Annotated in this window: 15 protein-coding genes; 5 read left to right on the plus strand and 10 right to left on the minus strand. The window is 56.8% G+C overall.

Annotation, left to right across the window (positions count from 1 at the left end; translation table 11 throughout):
* Positions 1-70: 70 nt before the first annotated feature.
* The 10 genes from A6764_RS01425 to dnaA form a co-directional block, all read right to left on the minus strand.
* Positions 71-1,156 (minus strand): HD-GYP domain-containing protein, encoded by a 1,086-nt coding sequence (locus A6764_RS01425; protein ID WP_035296487.1) that lies wholly within the window; start codon positions 1,154-1,156, stop codon positions 71-73.
* A 174-nt stretch (positions 1,157-1,330) separates the two neighbouring features.
* Positions 1,331-3,835 carry a DNA gyrase subunit A gene (gene gyrA, locus A6764_RS01430; protein ID WP_035296484.1) on the minus strand — a complete coding sequence of 835 codons (2,505 nt, stop codon included), beginning with the start codon at positions 3,833-3,835 and terminating at the stop codon, positions 1,331-1,333.
* Between the two features lie 105 nt (positions 3,836-3,940).
* Positions 3,941-4,483: a YdbC family protein gene (locus A6764_RS01435; RefSeq protein WP_065067556.1), complete on the minus strand. Its 543-nt coding sequence runs from the start codon at positions 4,481-4,483 to the stop codon at positions 3,941-3,943.
* A 100-nt stretch (positions 4,484-4,583) separates the two neighbouring features.
* Positions 4,584-5,771 carry an MFS transporter gene (locus A6764_RS01440; RefSeq protein WP_065067555.1) on the minus strand — a complete coding sequence of 396 codons (1,188 nt, stop codon included), beginning with the start codon at positions 5,769-5,771 and terminating at the stop codon, positions 4,584-4,586.
* 227 nt (positions 5,772-5,998) lie between these two features.
* On the minus strand, positions 5,999-7,924 hold the full coding sequence (gene gyrB, locus A6764_RS01445) for a DNA topoisomerase (ATP-hydrolyzing) subunit B (protein WP_035296478.1): 1,926 nt from the start codon (positions 7,922-7,924) through the stop codon (positions 5,999-6,001).
* Positions 7,924-8,208, minus strand: a complete 285-nt coding sequence (gene remB, locus A6764_RS01450; protein ID WP_029100578.1) for an extracellular matrix regulator RemB — start codon at positions 8,206-8,208, stop codon at positions 7,924-7,926. Before remB ends, gyrB begins: the two co-directional genes overlap by 1 nt.
* A 12-nt stretch (positions 8,209-8,220) precedes the next feature.
* Positions 8,221-9,339: a DNA replication/repair protein RecF gene (gene recF, locus A6764_RS01455; protein WP_029100577.1), complete on the minus strand. Its 1,119-nt coding sequence runs from the start codon at positions 9,337-9,339 to the stop codon at positions 8,221-8,223.
* Between the two features lie 16 nt (positions 9,340-9,355).
* Positions 9,356-9,571 carry a S4 domain-containing protein YaaA gene (yaaA, locus tag A6764_RS01460; RefSeq protein ID WP_029100576.1) on the minus strand — a complete coding sequence of 72 codons (216 nt, stop codon included), beginning with the start codon at positions 9,569-9,571 and terminating at the stop codon, positions 9,356-9,358.
* A gap of 27 nt (positions 9,572-9,598) precedes the next feature.
* Positions 9,599-10,738, minus strand: coding sequence for a DNA polymerase III subunit beta (dnaN, locus tag A6764_RS01465; protein WP_029100575.1), 1,140 nt, complete (start codon positions 10,736-10,738; stop codon positions 9,599-9,601).
* 214 nt (positions 10,739-10,952) lie between these two features.
* Positions 10,953-12,314, minus strand: coding sequence for a chromosomal replication initiator protein DnaA (gene dnaA / locus A6764_RS01470; protein WP_065067554.1), 1,362 nt, complete (start codon positions 12,312-12,314; stop codon positions 10,953-10,955).
* 565 nt (positions 12,315-12,879) lie between these two features.
* On the opposite strand from dnaA, the gene rpmH reads away from it, so the two are divergent.
* The 5 genes from rpmH to jag all read left to right on the plus strand — a co-directional run bounded on the left by rpmH (position 12,880) and on the right by jag (position 15,537).
* Positions 12,880-13,014 carry a 50S ribosomal protein L34 gene (gene rpmH, locus A6764_RS01475; protein WP_081656608.1) on the plus strand — a complete coding sequence of 45 codons (135 nt, stop codon included), beginning with the start codon at positions 12,880-12,882 and terminating at the stop codon, positions 13,012-13,014.
* A gap of 495 nt (positions 13,015-13,509) precedes the next feature.
* Complete coding sequence (gene rnpA / locus A6764_RS01480) at positions 13,510-13,878, plus strand: ribonuclease P protein component (protein WP_065067553.1); 369 nt, start codon at positions 13,510-13,512, stop codon at positions 13,876-13,878.
* A gap of 7 nt (positions 13,879-13,885) precedes the next feature.
* Entirely contained in the window at positions 13,886-14,110 is a 225-nt protein-coding gene (gene yidD / locus A6764_RS01485; protein ID WP_035290332.1) for a membrane protein insertion efficiency factor YidD, read from the plus strand.
* 42 nt (positions 14,111-14,152) lie between these two features.
* Positions 14,153-14,911 (plus strand): membrane protein insertase YidC, encoded by a 759-nt coding sequence (gene yidC / locus A6764_RS01490; protein WP_029100571.1) that lies wholly within the window; start codon positions 14,153-14,155, stop codon positions 14,909-14,911.
* The gene (jag, locus tag A6764_RS01495) at positions 14,908-15,537 is read left to right on the plus strand and encodes an RNA-binding cell elongation regulator Jag/EloR (protein WP_065067552.1); all 630 of its coding nucleotides are present in this window, start codon (positions 14,908-14,910) and stop codon (positions 15,535-15,537) included. The genes yidC and jag overlap by 4 nt, the downstream gene beginning before the upstream one ends.
* Positions 15,538-15,711 lie beyond the last annotated feature (174 nt).

Genomic DNA, 15,711 nt, shown 5'->3' on the forward strand with positions numbered 1-15,711 from the left:
TCGGACGGCTGGTTTCTTCCGACTCGACCGCCACACAAACAATGGAACGGATCTCTCCGTTCCTCAGTGTCTAACACTTTATCACCTTGACAATGGACAAGTGACGCGATTCCGCCAAGTTGATGATCCGCCCGCCCGTTTCCACCATGGGACGTGTCGGTTGGCTGCGGTCGGTAAAGACCACCTTGCCGATGGTTCCATCGCTCAGTTCCACAACCGTTCCCACAGCAAAACGGGTGATGCCGTTTACAAACGTATGCACGATGTGCGGATCCAGCTTGCCGAAGCTGTCCTGCAGGAGCTGCTCCGCCACCAGATAGGAAGAGAGCGCCTTTTGGTAGACGCGATCGGAACACATCGCATGATAGACATCGGCTACGGCCACAATTTTGCTGTACGGATGCAGCTTGCTGCCCGTCAACCCCAGCGGATACCCCGAACCGTCCTCCCGCTCGTGATGCTGCAGGGCAGCCAAGGCCACGCCTTCGTTCAAGCCCGTGGACGCCTTGATAATCTGATACCCGTACACCGTGTGCTTTTTCATCTCTTCAAACTCGTCCGGTGTCAATTTACCCGGTTTTTGCAGAATCCGGCGGTCAATCCTGGTTTTTCCCACGTCCAAAAGCGTTCCGGCCAGCGCGATTTGCATCCATTCCTTTTCCGGCATCTTCAGCCATTTGGCAATCATGTACGAAATCAGACCGACCGCGATGGAATGTTCGTAGGCGTAGCTGTCAATGCGGGACATGCTGTTCAGGGAAAGCAGGATTTCCGGCTGATCCTGCACCTGCCTGAGCAGCGGCGCGACCACTTCCCGCACTTCCATGACGGGAATGTTCTGCCCCCCTTCCACCCCGACCATCAGATTTTTCAGAGTGGCGACCGCCTTGCTGAACGACTGTTGAAACGATTGCTTCTCCCTGCTGGTCTGTGCGCTGACCGGCTGCGGTTCATTCGGCTGATCGTCCGACCATTCGCCGCCGGCCGCATGGGCTTCCTCCACATGCACCTGCTCAATCATGAACGCTTCGAGAATCTCCCATTCTCTCTCGTACAAAACCGTCCCTTTGGGAAAGAGCAACCCACCCAACATCGTGTTTACATCCTCTGCCAGCTTCACTCCAACTGTTGCATTCTTCACATGTATGATGGGCAATGTCCCCACCCTCCGCATCAGTATTGTTACTGTTATAGTACTCTTTTCCCAATTTCATGACAACGGAAATCCAAATCATAGGAAAATATGATCAGATTCCCGCAGAATAAAGCAAAAAGGAAGGCGTTCCACTGCAGCGGAACAACCTTCCCTTTTATCCGATCAACATACTTGTTATTCTTGCTCCTCAGGTTCGCCGGCGGACTGGTCCGCTTCCGGCTGCTGCCCCTCTTGACTGCCGTCCGACTCTTCGTCGTCGTCGCTCGGCGGCACTTTGGCCACGGAGACGACCTGCTCGTTTTCGGCGAGGCGAATCAGCTTGACGCCCTGGGTGTAGCGGCCCATTACCGAGATGCCTTTGATCTCGGTGCGAATAATGATGCCGGACGTGGTAATGATCATCAGGTCTTCTTCCGGTTCGACCACTTTCAATCCGACAACGTGTCCGCTTCTTTCCGTGACGTTGTGCGTCTTGATGCCTTTGCCGCCGCGGGACTGCAGGCGGTACTCGTCAATCGGAGTGCGCTTGCCGTAGCCGTTCGCCGTGACGATCAGCACCTCCGCTCCCGGCTTCACGACGTCCATATCGATCACGTCATCGTCATCGTCCAGGGTAATGCCCTTGACACCGGTCGCGCTCCGGCCCATCGTCCGCACGTCGCTTTCCTTGAAGCGGACGGACATGCCGTTGCGGGTCCCCATGATGATCTCCTGGTGGCCGTCGGTGAGGCGAACACCGATCAGCTCGTCGTCTTCCCGCAGGTTGACGGCAAACAGGCCGCCTTTTCGGATATGCTCAAACGCGGACAGCTCCGTCCGTTTGATAATTCCCTTTTTCGTAGCGAAGAATAAGTAGGCGTCTCCGCCCAGTTCCTTGACGGGGATGACCGCGTTGACCCGCTCTCCTTTTTCGATCTGGATCAGGTTGATCACCGGAGTGCCCTTGGCCGTGCGGCTCAGGTCCGGAATCTCGTACCCCATCAGGCGGTACACCTTGCCCTTGTTGGTAAAGAACAAGATGTGGTCGTGCGAATTGGTGATGTACAGGTGTTCGACAAAGTCGTCGTCCTTGGTGCCGATGCCCTGTACACCGCGGCCGCCCCGCTTCTGCGCACGGTAGGTGGAGACGGGCAGGCGCTTGATGTAGCCGTCATGGGTCAGCGTGATGACCACGTCTTCTTCCGGAATCAGATCGGCATCCTCGATGTGCTCTTCGCCAAACGTGATGACGGTCCGGCGCTCGTCGCCAAACTTCTCCTTGATCTCCAGCAGCTCTTCGCGGACGATCGCGTAGATCTTGCCTTCATCGGCCAGAATGGAGCGCAGCTCGGCGATTTTCGCCAGCAGCTCCTGGTACTCGTTCTCGATCTTTTCCCGTTCCAAACCGGTCAGGCGCTGCAGGCGCATGTCGAGAATCGCCTGGGCCTGCTCGTAGCTCAATCCGTAACGGGACATCAGTCCATCGCGGGCCTCTTCCGCCGTCTGCGATCCACGGATCAGGCTGATGATCTCGTCGATGTGATCCAGCGCGATCCGCAGCCCTTCCAAGATGTGGGCGCGGGCTTCCGCCTGCTTCAACTCGTACTCGGTCCGTCTGCGGACGATCTCCCGCTGATGCTGGAGGTAGTAGTACAGCATGTCCCGCAGATTCAGCACGCGCGGACGGTTGTCCACCAGCGCGAGCATGTTGACCCCGAAGGTGCTCTGCATCTGGGTATGCTTGAACAGGTTGTTCAATACGACTTTGGGTACCACGTCCCGGCGCAGTTCGATGACGATCCGCATCCCTTTGCGGTCCGACTCGTCGCGCAGGTCGGTGATTCCGTCGATTTTCTTTTCCCGTACCAGCTCGGCGATCTTTTCGATCAGTTTGGCCTTGTTGACCTGGAAAGGAATTTCCGTCACGATGATGCGCGGTTTCCCTTTGTCTTCCTCGATCGTCGTTTTGGCCCGCATGATGATCGATCCGCGGCCCGTTTCGTACGCCCGGCGAATGCCGCTGTAGCCGAGGATTTCCCCGGCGGTCGGAAAATCGGGCCCCTTGATGATCTTCATCAGTTCCTGAACCGTTATGTTCGGATTGTCGATCATGGCCACGACGCCGTCAATCACTTCGCTCAGGTTGTGAGGCGGAATGTTGGTCGCCATGCCCACGGCAATCCCCGCCGAACCGTTTACCAGCAGGTTGGGGAAACGGGACGGCAGCACGACCGGCTCCTCTTTCCGGCCGTCGTAGTTGGGTGTAAAGTTGACTGTCTCTTTATCGATATCGCGCAGCAGTTCGAGAGCAATTTTGGACAGGCGGGATTCGGTGTACCGCATCGCCGCTGCCGGGTCTCCGTCCACGGAACCGAAGTTGCCCTGCCCCTCGACCAGCATGTAGCGCATGTTGAAGTCCTGAGCCATCCGAACCATCGTTTCGTAGATGGCAGAATCCCCGTGCGGATGGTAGTTGGCCATTACTTCACCGACGACGTTGGCCGACTTCCGGAACGCTTTGTCCGGCGTCAATCCCATGTCGTGCATGGCATACAAAATACGCCGGTGAACCGGCTTCAGCCCGTCGCGGACGTCTGGCAACGCCCGGCTGACAATTACGCTCATCGCATAGCTGATGAACGACTCTTTCATTTCCTGGCTAATATCGACTTTGGGAAACCGAGCTGTTTCTTCTGCCATAAAGGGTAAACCTCCAACTGGTTTTCGCAATACGTTATTATACCATAGAGAAAGAGGTCACGTCCAAAATCTCTCCCAAACGCATCGCGGCACCAGTCCCCGGTCTCACGGCAGCACCAGCCAGGCATCCTCCAACGCGGCGATGATCGCCCCGGATGTCCCCTCCTGGTCCGGTTGGGCGGCATCCCACACCGTCGCGACGAGAAAACGCCCGCCCTCCTTCACGGCTTTTCCCGCCACACCGGCGGCAGCCCCCGTCCAACCCGCCAGACTGTCCGCTTCCGGCAAAACCGGCCGCTGTTCCAGCCGCAGCCATTTCCCAACCGCCAACGCGTCGAGCACGTTTTCCATCGTTCCCGGCATGTCGCGAACGCGTTCATAGAGCTCCACGCGGATGCGCTCATACGTCTGCTGCTGCCTGGTTTTGGCAAAAATCGGGTCGTGGTGGTTCGCCATAAACGCACGGTAAGCGGCTTCGTCCCGCCAACAAGCGAGAATGACCGCCTCAGCCGGGTCGCTGACATTCCACCCACCGACCTGGCCGAGAAAGCCGTCCACTTCCCTGACGGCTCTCCACTGCTCCTGCCCCCGGGAAAAGGACTGCTTTTGGCCCTCCCTCACCTGACACGCAATCCATTTGATGAACATGACACGCCCCCTGCTTCTTTTGTGTCCTGTCAGACCGGCAAACCGCCAACAGGCGGCCGCCTGTTCATAAAACCGGTGCTAGAAAAAAACCCGGACCGTCTCAGGACGAACCGGGTTCCAGGCGAGAACGCCGGCGCCGCTCCCTGGTCACGTACGCCAGGTAGATGATCAGATAGAGCAGAATCACGACGACGGAGCAGCGATACATCAGGGCAAAACCGGTCGCTTTGGCCACTGCGCCCAGGAGCATCGCCCCCGCTCCGATCCCCAGGTCGAATGCGGAAAAAAAGGTGCCGTTCGCCGCCCCGCGCCGGTCGGGCGGCACGCGGTGGATGGTCCAGGCCTGCAGCGACGGCTGAACCGCGCCAAACCCACTTCCAAACAGGATGGCGGCTGCAATCAGCCCAAAAGACGTCGTGCTGTACGACAGCGTCAGAAGACCGGCAGCCAGCACGACGCCGCCGGGCAGCAGTACCCAGGCATGCCCTTTTCGGTCAAACAGTTTCCCGGCAACCGGTCGAATCAGCATCAGCGACAGCGCGTTGAACAGGAAGAACAGGCCGACATTGCCGATCCCCGCTTCCTGGCCAAACAAGGTGATAAAACTGACAATGCCGCCGTACGTCACCCCCAGAAACAGCACCAGGAGCGACGGAAACAGCGCTTTTCGCTCCACCAGTCCGCTCCGTTCTGCCGCGGGCTGCCGCCGCCCCGCGCCGGCCGGGGCGGCCATTTTCACCGGTCTGGACAGGAGCATGGCCAATGCGGTCAAAACGGACGAGATCGCGAACAGCCAGCCAAATCCGAACGATTGCGCCAGCCACAGCCCCACCAACGGTCCCAGAGCCATCGCCAGGCTGCTGAACATCCCGAAATACCCCATGCCTTCCCCGCGCCGCGCAGCCGGGATCAGATCGGAAGCGATCGTGCCGTACGTAGTCGTGGCAATTCCCCAGCCAATGCCGTGCACAAACCTAAGCCCCAGCACGAGAGCGATCGTCGCCATCCAGTAATAGCCGGCCACGCACAGCAGAAACAGGGCAAGCCCCACCATCAAGACCGGCCGCCGTCCGACCGAATCCAGCGCTTTCCCGGCAAACGGCCGAACGAGCAGGGCGGACACCGTAAACAGGCTGACGACCAGACCGACGGCCAACTGGTCCCCGCCCCGTTCGGTCACAAACAGCGGAAGCGTCGGGATCAGCATCTGAAACCCGACGAAGAGAAAAAAATTGGAGAGCGCCAGCAGCACGAAATCTTTCGTCCAAAGCGGCTCCGTTTGGTTCATGGTTTCCCCTCCAGCGTGTCGGACATATCATTTCCTATACATTATGATTTTGTAAGTTTAAAAATGTCAACAAACGAAGTGCGGCGTCATCGCTGTCGTCTCCGCCCCATAAAAAAAGCCTGCCCCATTCGGGACAAGCTTTTTCCGGTTTGTTGCGAAAACGCATGCGCTTCCTTGAAAAACGACCGGTTCCATCCGCACCCATCCGGCATGGGGGAACCGTCCCCTCAAATGTCCAAATCCCGCACCGTGGCGGCATACTGCTCGATAAACTCGCGGCGCGGCTCCACGTCGTCGCCCATCAGGGTTTCGAAGACCATGTCCGCTTCCATCGCGTCTTCCAGACTGACCTGCAGCAGGGTGCGCACCTCGGGGTCCATCGTCGTCTCCCAGAGCTGGTCGGCGTTCATCTCGCCCAACCCCTTGTAGCGCTGAATGCTCGGTTTGGGCGTGCTCTTCAGCGTGGCCAGAATCTCGTCCCGCTGCTTGTCGTTGTACGCGTAGTAGATCTGCTTGCCCTGCTTGATGCTGTACAGCGGCGGCTGGGCGATGTAGACGTAGCCCGCCTCGATCAGCGGCCGCATGTAGCGGTAGAACAGCGTCAAGAGCAGCGTCCGGATGTGCGAACCGTCGACGTCCGCGTCCGTCATGATCACGATTTTGTGGTAGCGGGCCTTGGAGATGTCAAAATCTTCGCCGACACCCGTGCCGAGCGCCGTGATGATCGCGCGGATCTCATTGTTGGCGAGAATCTTGTCGAGACGGGATTTCTCCACGTTCAACACCTTGCCGCGCAGCGGCAGGATCGCCTGGAAGTGGCGATCGCGTCCCGCCTTGGCCGAACCGCCCGCGGAGTCCCCCTCCACGATGAACAGTTCGGACTCGGAGGCGTCCTTGGACGAACAGTCGGCCAATTTGCCCGGCAGCGCACTTACCTCCAGCGCGCTTTTCCGCCGGGTCAGCTCGCGTGCCTTGCGCGCCGCTTCCCGCGCCCGTGCCGCCATCAGCGCTTTTTCCACGATCCGCTTGGCCACCGACGGATTTTCCTCCATGAAGGTGGCAAAGCGGTCGCCGAACACGGACTCGGTCACGCTGCGCGCCTCGGAATTGCCCAGCTTCGTCTTGGTCTGCCCTTCAAACTGCGGCTCCGGGATCTTTACGGAAATGATCGCCGTAATCCCTTCGCGCACGTCATCGCCGGACAGGTTGGGGTCCTTTTCCTTCAGGAAGTTGAACTTGCGGCTGTAGTCGTTGATGACGCGGGTGAGCGCCGTCTTGAAGCCGGACTCGTGCGTCCCGCCCTCGTGCGTGTTGATGTTGTTGGCAAAGGAGTAGATGTTGCTGACGTAGCTGTCGTTGTACTGAATTGCGACCTCTACGTGCAGCCCGTCTTTTTCCCCTTCACAGTAAATGACTTCTTCGTGCAGCGGTTCGCGGTTCTTGTTCAGGTACTCGACAAACTGCACGATCCCGCCCTCGTAGTGGAACGTCTCTTCCCGCTCCTGGCCGGGCCGCTCGTCTTTCAACGTGATGCGCAGCCCTTTGTTCAGGAAGGCCAGCTCGCGGATGCGCTTCTGCAGCACCTCGTAATCAAATACGGTCGTTTCGGTAAAAATAGTCGGGTCAGGTTTGAAGGTGACCTTGGTGCCGGTTTCAGTGGTTTCTCCGACAACCGCCAGATCCGCCTCCGGAACCCCGACGTTAAAGCGCATGAAGTGGATCTTGCCGTTCTGTTTCACTTCCACTTCCAGCCACTCGGAGAGCGCGTTCACCACCGAGCTGCCCACGCCGTGCAGACCGCCCGACACCTTGTATCCGCCGCCGCCGAATTTCCCCCCGGCGTGCAGGACGGTCAGGACCGTCTCGACGGTCGATTTCCCGGTCTTTTCGTGGATGCCCGTGGGGATCCCCCGGCCGTTGTCCGTCACGGAGACGGAATTGTCCGGATGAATCACCACTTCAATATTGTCGCAGTATCCGGCGAGCGCTTCGTCGATGGAATTGTCGACAATCTCCCACACCAGATGGTGCAGACCGCGGCTGCTGGTCGACCCGATGTACATCCCGGGACGCTTGCGCACCGCCTCCAAGCCCTCCAGCACCTGGATCTGGCTGGCGTCGTAATTCGTATCCTTCGTCGTTACTTGGTCCACTACTCTGTCAACTCCTCCACTTCAGCTTGTACGGGAACCTGATCCAAGCTGTCCACGAACTGAGCGCGTCGCTTCAGCGTCAGGGAAGATATGGGCGAACAGTATACGGCATCCTTGGTGATGACGTACGATTTCGTCTCCTCCACACCCTGGTCCACCACCATGCTCCGCTTTGCTTGCAAAAACGCCTGGTTCACTTTTGACGATTTGACAGACTGATGGTCGAGAATCGAAATCACGTCCTTGGTGCTCACCACAGTATCGCCACCAATGTGTATAAACATAACCTGTTCTCCCTACCTTTCCCCGGAGATTTTCCCTTCCCGCACGTAAAAACGCGAGGCTTGCTGGAGAACCTGATGTTTTAAGCCTTCCACACCCGTGGTGCTTACAAACGTCTGAACGCGATCCTGTATGGTTTCCAACAGCAGCGTCTGCCGATGTTCATCCAATTCGGACAGCACGTCATCCAACAGAAGAACGGGGTACTCACCCACTTCTTCCTTGATCAGCTCGATTTCGGCCAGTTTGATCGACAGCGCGCTGGTCCGCTGCTGTCCCTGGGAACCGTACGTCTGTACGTCCATGCCGTTCACTTTCAGACTGAAATCGTCCCGGTGCGGGCCGATCAGCGTGCTGCCCCGCGCCATTTCCCGGTCAAACACCTCTTCGTAGGCGGCCAGCATCGCCTCTACCGCCTGCTCCGCGGCCATCTCTTCCGTCACCGGCGAACTGTTCTCATAATGCAAAGAGAGCGTTTCCTTGCCGTCGGTAATGCCGGCGTGGATCGCTCGGGCCCACGTTTCCAGCTTCCGAATGAACTCAAAACGCTTCCGTAACAATTTTACCGCTAAATCAGCCAATTGGGTATTCCAAATTGCCAGCATTTCCAGCGAGTTACTTTTCTTCATCGCCATGTCTTTCAGCAGTTGATTGCGCTGGGCCAGCACCTTGTTGTAATTGCTCAAATAGTACAGATACGTCGGAGACACCTGGCCGATTTCCATGTCGATAAACCGGCGCCGTTGGGCAGGCGCCCCCTTGACCACTCCCAGATCTTCGGGGGCGAACATGACCACGTTGAGTGCTCCGACGTATTCGCTTAATTTTTGCTGTTCCATCCCGTTGATTTTGGCCCGTTTTCCCTTGGCGGTCAACTGCAGCTCCAGACGGACCGATCCGTAGCGGCGCTCGACGTCGCTGCGGATGGCGGCAAAATCGGCATCCCAGGCGATCAGCTCCTTGTCCCGGGGCGTCCGGTGGGATTTGGCCAGAGCGAGAACGTAGATGGACTCCAACACGTTGGTCTTGCCTTGCGCGTTGTTGCCGATAAACAGCTGAATAGGGCCGTCAAACGTGAGGGACAGCGCGTCGTAATTGCGAAAATGGGTTAGCGACAGGTTCTTGAGAAACAAGAATCACGCTCTCCTCTCAGCGGCGTACCACTTTGAACCGGCCGTGCCCTTCGACCGTCACCTCATCGCCGGGATACAGCTTGCGGCCGCGCCGGTTTTCCTCTTCGCCGTTGACCAGGATCGGCACTTCGGCGAGAAACGCTTTGGCCATCCCGCCGGTGTCAATAATGTCGGCCAGCTTGAGGAACTGGCCCAGGGCGATGTACTCGGTTTGAATGGACACCTCTCGCATGGATGGGCTCCTTTCCTTTTCCAATTGCTAATAGGTCCGGACCGGCAGGATCAGGTGAAGCATCCAGTCATGGTCGGTCGGACGGATGACAAACGGGCTCATCGGGCCGGTAAAGCTGGCTTTGATTTCGCTGCTGTCGATGGAGCGAAGCGCGTCAATCATGTACTTGGCGTTAAAGGAGATTTTCAGCTCCTCGCCGTTGAGCGACTTGGGCACGACGATCTCCGTCACCTTCCCGATCTCCGGCGCGTTGGAGGTGATCTCCACGCTGCCGTCCGGCAGTGTCACAAGGCGCACCACGTTGGATTTGCCCTCGCGGCTCAACAGGGAAGCGCGCTCGATCGACTGCAGGAATTCCTTTGTGCCGACCGTGATTTCCGTCTTGCTGCCCTGCGGGATGATCCGGGTCGTGTCCGGATACGTCCCTTCCAGCAGACGGGAGTAGAACAAAATGTGCTTCGACTTCACCAGGATCTGATTGTCGGCCACGACGATGTCGACCGGATGTTGGTCTTCATCCAATATTTTGACCAATTCGTTGCAGCTTTTACCCGGTACGACCACATTGTGGAAGGAAAGCTCTTCCGGGCACTCCACCATCGCCGTGCGGCTGGCCAGGCGGTGGCTGTCGGTCGCGACGAATTTCAGTTGGCCGCGGTCCAGCGACCACATCAACCCGGTGAGAATCGGCCGCATTTCGGACGTGGACACGGCAAACACGGTCTGGCGAATCATCGCTTTCAGCAAATCGCCCGGCACGCTGAACACCTTGTCCTCTTCCAACTGCGGCAGCTGCGGAAATTCGTTCGCGTCCATCCCGTTGATCGTGAATTCCGCTTGGCCGGACCGGATTTGCGTCACCAGGCGGTCATCCACCTGGATCTGAATTTCGTTGCTCGGCAGTTTTCGTACGATTTCGCTGAAAATGCGCGCGGTCAGCACGATGCTTCCCGGCTGGTGAACGGTTACCCCCCATTCGTCTCCTTCCTCCGTGGGTATGAGCACTTCGATGGAGACGTCGGAATCACTGGCGGTCAGCGTCAGTCCCTCTTCATCCGCTTTCATCTTGATCCCGGTCAGGATCGGAATTGTCGTTCGGCTGGATACCGCCTTGCTGACGTGCGAAACGGCGTTAACCAGTTTTTCGCGTTGAACGGTAATGTGCATCACCGTAAACCTCCCTTTTTCCTGCCATCTCGTTTTGGGCCGCTGTGCATAATGCCCGCTTCTCTTTCATATCCTATTAGGATCTATGTTTTTTAACAGAAGTAGTACTAGGCCCTGTGGGTTTGTGGATATCCCCATTTCTGACGTAAAAGATAGCCTATACACATGTGGGTAAGTTGTGTATAGGCTTTTGGCGTTATTCACAATTCACAGGTTAGTGGTTGGCTTTCAGCTTTTCGATCAACGATTGGATCGTCGCCTGGAGCTGCGGATCGGTCGCGAGCGCCCGGGAGATCTTTTCGTGCGCGTGAATGACCGTTGTATGGTCGCGGCCGCCAAACTCGTCGCCGATTTTGGGCAGCGACGCGTCCGTCAGCTCACGGGACAGATACATCGCGATCTGCCGTGGAAACGCTACCGATTTGGTCCTCTTTTTCGCCTTGAAGTCTTCCAGCTTGAGGTTGAACGCCTCGCCGACCGCGCGCTGGATGTCCATGATCGTGATCACCCGCGGACGGGAAGACGGAATGATGTCTTTCAGCGCTTCCGCCGCCAGGTGGGTGTCGATGTCGCGGTTGATCAGGGACGAGTACGCCACGACACGAATCAGTGCGCCTTCCAGCTCGCGGATGTTGCTGTCGATCTGGTTGGCGATGTAGATCATGACTTCGTTGGGGATGTCCAGGTTTTCCGCTTTGGCCTTTTTGCGCAGGATGGCAATCCGCGTCTCCAGATCAGGCGGCTGGATGTCCGTGATCAGTCCCCATTCGAAGCGGGAGCGGAGGCGATCCTCCAGCGTGGGGATCTCTTTCGGCGGCCGGTCGGAGGAGATGACAATCTGCTTGCTTTCCTCGTGCAGCGCGTTAAACGTATGGAAGAACTCTTCCTGCGTCTGCTCCTTGCCTGCCAAAAACTGGATGTCGTCGATCAACAGCACGTCTACGCTGCGGTATTTGTTGCGAAAATCGACGGTCTTGTTGTCTCGGATCGAGTTGATGAATTCATTGGTGAACTTTTCCGACGACAGATACACCACTTTGGCCGAGGGATTGTGCTGAATCACGTAATGGCCGATGGCGTGCATCAAGTGAGTCTTCCCCAGTCCGACTCCTCCGTAGATGAACAGCGGGTTGTACGCCTTGGCCGGTGCTTCCGCCACGGCGAGCGATGCAGCGTGGGCAAACCGGTTTCCGGAACCGATGACGAACGTGTCAAACGTGTACTTGGGATTCAGGATGCTGGGGGGCTGGTCATCGGCGTTGGCTGGAGGAGTGGACACTTTCACACGGGGCGCCGGCTGCTCTTCGGCAAAGGCGCCGTCCGTATTTTGCTGGACGACGAACTTTACTTTCATATTTACGCCGGTCACCTCATAGAGTGTATCGGTGATCAATTGAGAGTAGCGGGTTTCCAGCCAGTCCCTGGCGAAGTCGTTGGGCGCCATGACGATCAGCGCGTCCTCCTCCAGTGTGGTTGCTTTGGTCGCCTTGAGCCAGGTATCAAAACTTGGTTTGCTGAGCGATTTTTCTATCTTGGCCAGCACCTTTCGCCAGAGCTCGCTAATCGCTGCATCCAACCAGAATCCCTCCTTTCGGGCAAACGATTATGGAATGAATGAAAATGATCGGAATGGCGGATGACCAACAGGACGAATTTTCAACACGCTTACAGCGTGTCGACTGTGGATAAAAAAAGTCGAAAAAAAGGGATTTCGCTCAGAGAAGCGAAAAAAAGTAGACGGTTATCCGCATCATTGTGAATACAATCATTCACAACTGAGGAAAGCTGTCCACAAACTTATCCACACACTGTGGAAAATCTGATTATCCCAATGGAGTTATGCACGTTCCAAAACAAAAACATAATAACAGATAAAAGGCATGGTATCAATGGTTTTTTCGCACTTATCCACAAACACAACCACTGGTGTTGGGCACATATTCACACCCCTATATTTTGTGTACAAGCTGTAGATAACCTTGTCGAAATGTGCGAGTGTGGATAAAATGATATCCACAAGACGGGAAATAGTTTTGTGGGGATATTTTTCCTTGGATGGCGCTGCCGGGTCCGCTTGACTTTTTAGGCAAATCTCCTTATAATGCGAAAGAATGCCTTTTGAGGACGGAGGTGTATAGGGAATGAAACCAACGTTTAATCCAAATAATCGCAAACGCAAAAAGGACCACGGGTTCCGCAAGCGCATGAGCACGAAAAACGGCCGTAAGGTCTTGGCAGCCCGTCGTCGTAAAGGTAGAAAAGTGCTTTCCGCATAGGCCACAGCTACAGTGGCCTTTTTTGCTGTATGTGATGGATATCAGTCGGGACATCACCTGACCGCAGGACTTGTGTCCGCAGCAGGCGCCGATTGGCGCCGCTCCTTGAGAGGGACTGCCCGGAGAGAACGCGCTCGCCCGGCTCACCGCTAGTGCGGCCGAGAGGGAAGAGTGCGTAGGGACAACCGGGCGGGCGTTCTTGCCGCAGATTCGAAACCTTTTGCGAATGCGTTCGTTTCTATATAGAAGAAGGTCTCGTTTTACGAATGCGGGGGACGGCAAGGAGGAGGAAGGACATTGGAACGCGAGAGGGATGGGACCGGCTTTTTTCTTAGCCTCGCCGGACGGTGTATCTGCGCGGGTGCCGGACCGGAATCATCCGCGCGCGTGCGGGAGGATCGGTCGGACGGGGGAAAAAAGTGGACGAAACCAGGATATACTGGTAGATGCTGCATACGTTTTCTACTATAATTATGATGTTAGGGGTTGTTTACCTTGCATCGTTCGCATCGGCTCAGAAAAAACGAGCACTTCCAAGCAGTGTTTCAAAAGGGGAGCTCGGCGGCAAACAAGCAGTTTGTCCTGTATTGCGCCAAACAGGAGGGACAAGCCGCGTTTCGCGCCGGGATTTCCGTCAGCAAAAAAATCGGCAACGCCGTGATCCGGAACCGGGTCAAGCGGTTGATCCGCGAGGCGGTGGGCCGATTGGAAGGCGTCATCCCGCCGGACGTGGATCTGGTCATCATCGCCCGACCCGGTGTGGAAGCGATGACGCTGGACGCGATTGAACAATCGCTCCTGCACGTGATGAAACGAGCCAAGGTGATCAAACAGACACCCGTACATAACCAAAAAAGAGGGTGAAACAGTGATGGCGCGCATAATGGTATGGCTGATACGCGGATACCAACTGTTTCTGTCCCCGTTGAAACCGCCTACATGCCGGTTTGCGCCCACCTGTTCGCACTACGCGATCGAGGCCATTCGCCGGTTCGGGGCGTGGAAGGGGGGCTGGTTGGCCCTGCGCCGCCTGTTGAAGTGCCACCCGTTTCATCCGGGCGGATTCGATCCTGTGCCGGATCAACGCAATTCGTAATCAATCGTGAACAACCGAATCAGGGAAAAGGAGGACCATCCTTTGAGAAGACGCATCCTCAGCATATCCATGCTGGCCCTGCTGGTACTGATCCTGTCGGGCTGCAACCCTCAGGCCGCTGCGCCGATCGGTCCGGACGCCACCGGCATATGGGACAAGTATTTCGTCTGGCCGCTGTCCTGGCTCATCAAAGAGAGCGCGGTGGTACTGGGGGGCAGTTACGGTTTGGGGATTTTGGTGGCCACCATCATCATCCGCCTGCTCGTGCTGCCGCTGATGGTCAAGCAGATCAAGAGTTCCAAGAAAATGCAGGAGCTTCAGCCGGAACTGCAAAAAATCCGCGAGAAGTATAAAAACGATCCGCAAAAGGCCCAGCAGGAAACGCTTGTGCTGTTCCAGAAGAACAACGTGAATCCGCTGGCCGGCTGCCTGCCGCTGCTGGTGCAGATGCCGATTCTGATCGCGTTTTACCACGCGATTATCCGTACGGAAGAAATCAAGAACCACACCTTCCTGTGGATGTCGCTGGGGGAAAAGGACCCGTACTACATCCTGCCGATCGTGGCGGCGATTACCACGTACCTGCAGTCCAAGATGATGGGATCGGCGGTGCAGAACAATCCGCAGATGCAGTTGATGACGATCATGATGCCGCTGATGATTCTGGCGATCGCCGTAACGCTGCCGTCGGCGCTGTCCCTGTATTGGGTGTACGGCAACCTGTTTACGATCGTGCAGACGTATTTCCTGTATCGCGACACAAACAAAGCGCCGCGTCCTAAGGAGGGAACCTCCAAGTGAAAAAGGTGGTAGCTGCGGCAAAGACCATTGACGATGCTGTGCGAAAGGCCTTGGAAGAACTGGGCGTCACACGTGACAAGGTGAGCGTGCGCGTCCTGGAGGAGCCGAGCAGGGGGTTGTTCGGGCTGATTGGTTCGCGGGACGCCAAGGTGGAAGTGGAGGTCAATGTCGATCCGGTGGATCAGGGCCTCGCGTTTCTGCTGGATGTGCTGGCCAACATGAACGTGGACGCCCGAGTGGAAACGCGCCCCGTGGAAGACGGCATCCTGTTTGACATACAGGGGACCAACCTGGGGATCATTATCGGCCGCAGGGGACAGACCTTAGACTCACTACAGTATCTCGTAAATGTCGTAGCAAACCGCCACGCGGACAAACACGTCCGCATCATTCTCGATGCTGAAAACTACCGCACGCGCCGCAAGGAAACGCTGGAGCAGCTGGCCGAGCGGGTGGCCAAAAAGGCTGTCGCCACCAGGCGCTCCGTCCGGCTGGAACCGATGTCGGCCGCGGAACGGAAAGTGATTCACTCGTTTTTGCAAAAACGTGCGGATGTGGTCACCTACAGCGAAGGGGACGAACCCAATCGCTGCATCGTGATCGCGCCCAAAGAAGCCTCCAGGTAGGCTTCTTTTTTTATACCCGGCAGGGACGTCATGGATGCAGACCGCATGGAAGCGGAATCGGCTTGTTTTCCATTCGCTACGGCTCCCTTTTCATTTTCTTTTGTGTGAAACATTAGTAAAATTATGATGATAAACGATATGGAAAGCGAAGAACTTTTCTTGCTAGTTATGGGA

It is taken from the genome of Brevibacillus sp. WF146 (genome assembly GCF_001673705.2).
Lineage (GTDB): Bacteria > Bacillota > Bacilli > Brevibacillales > Brevibacillaceae > Brevibacillus > Brevibacillus thermoruber.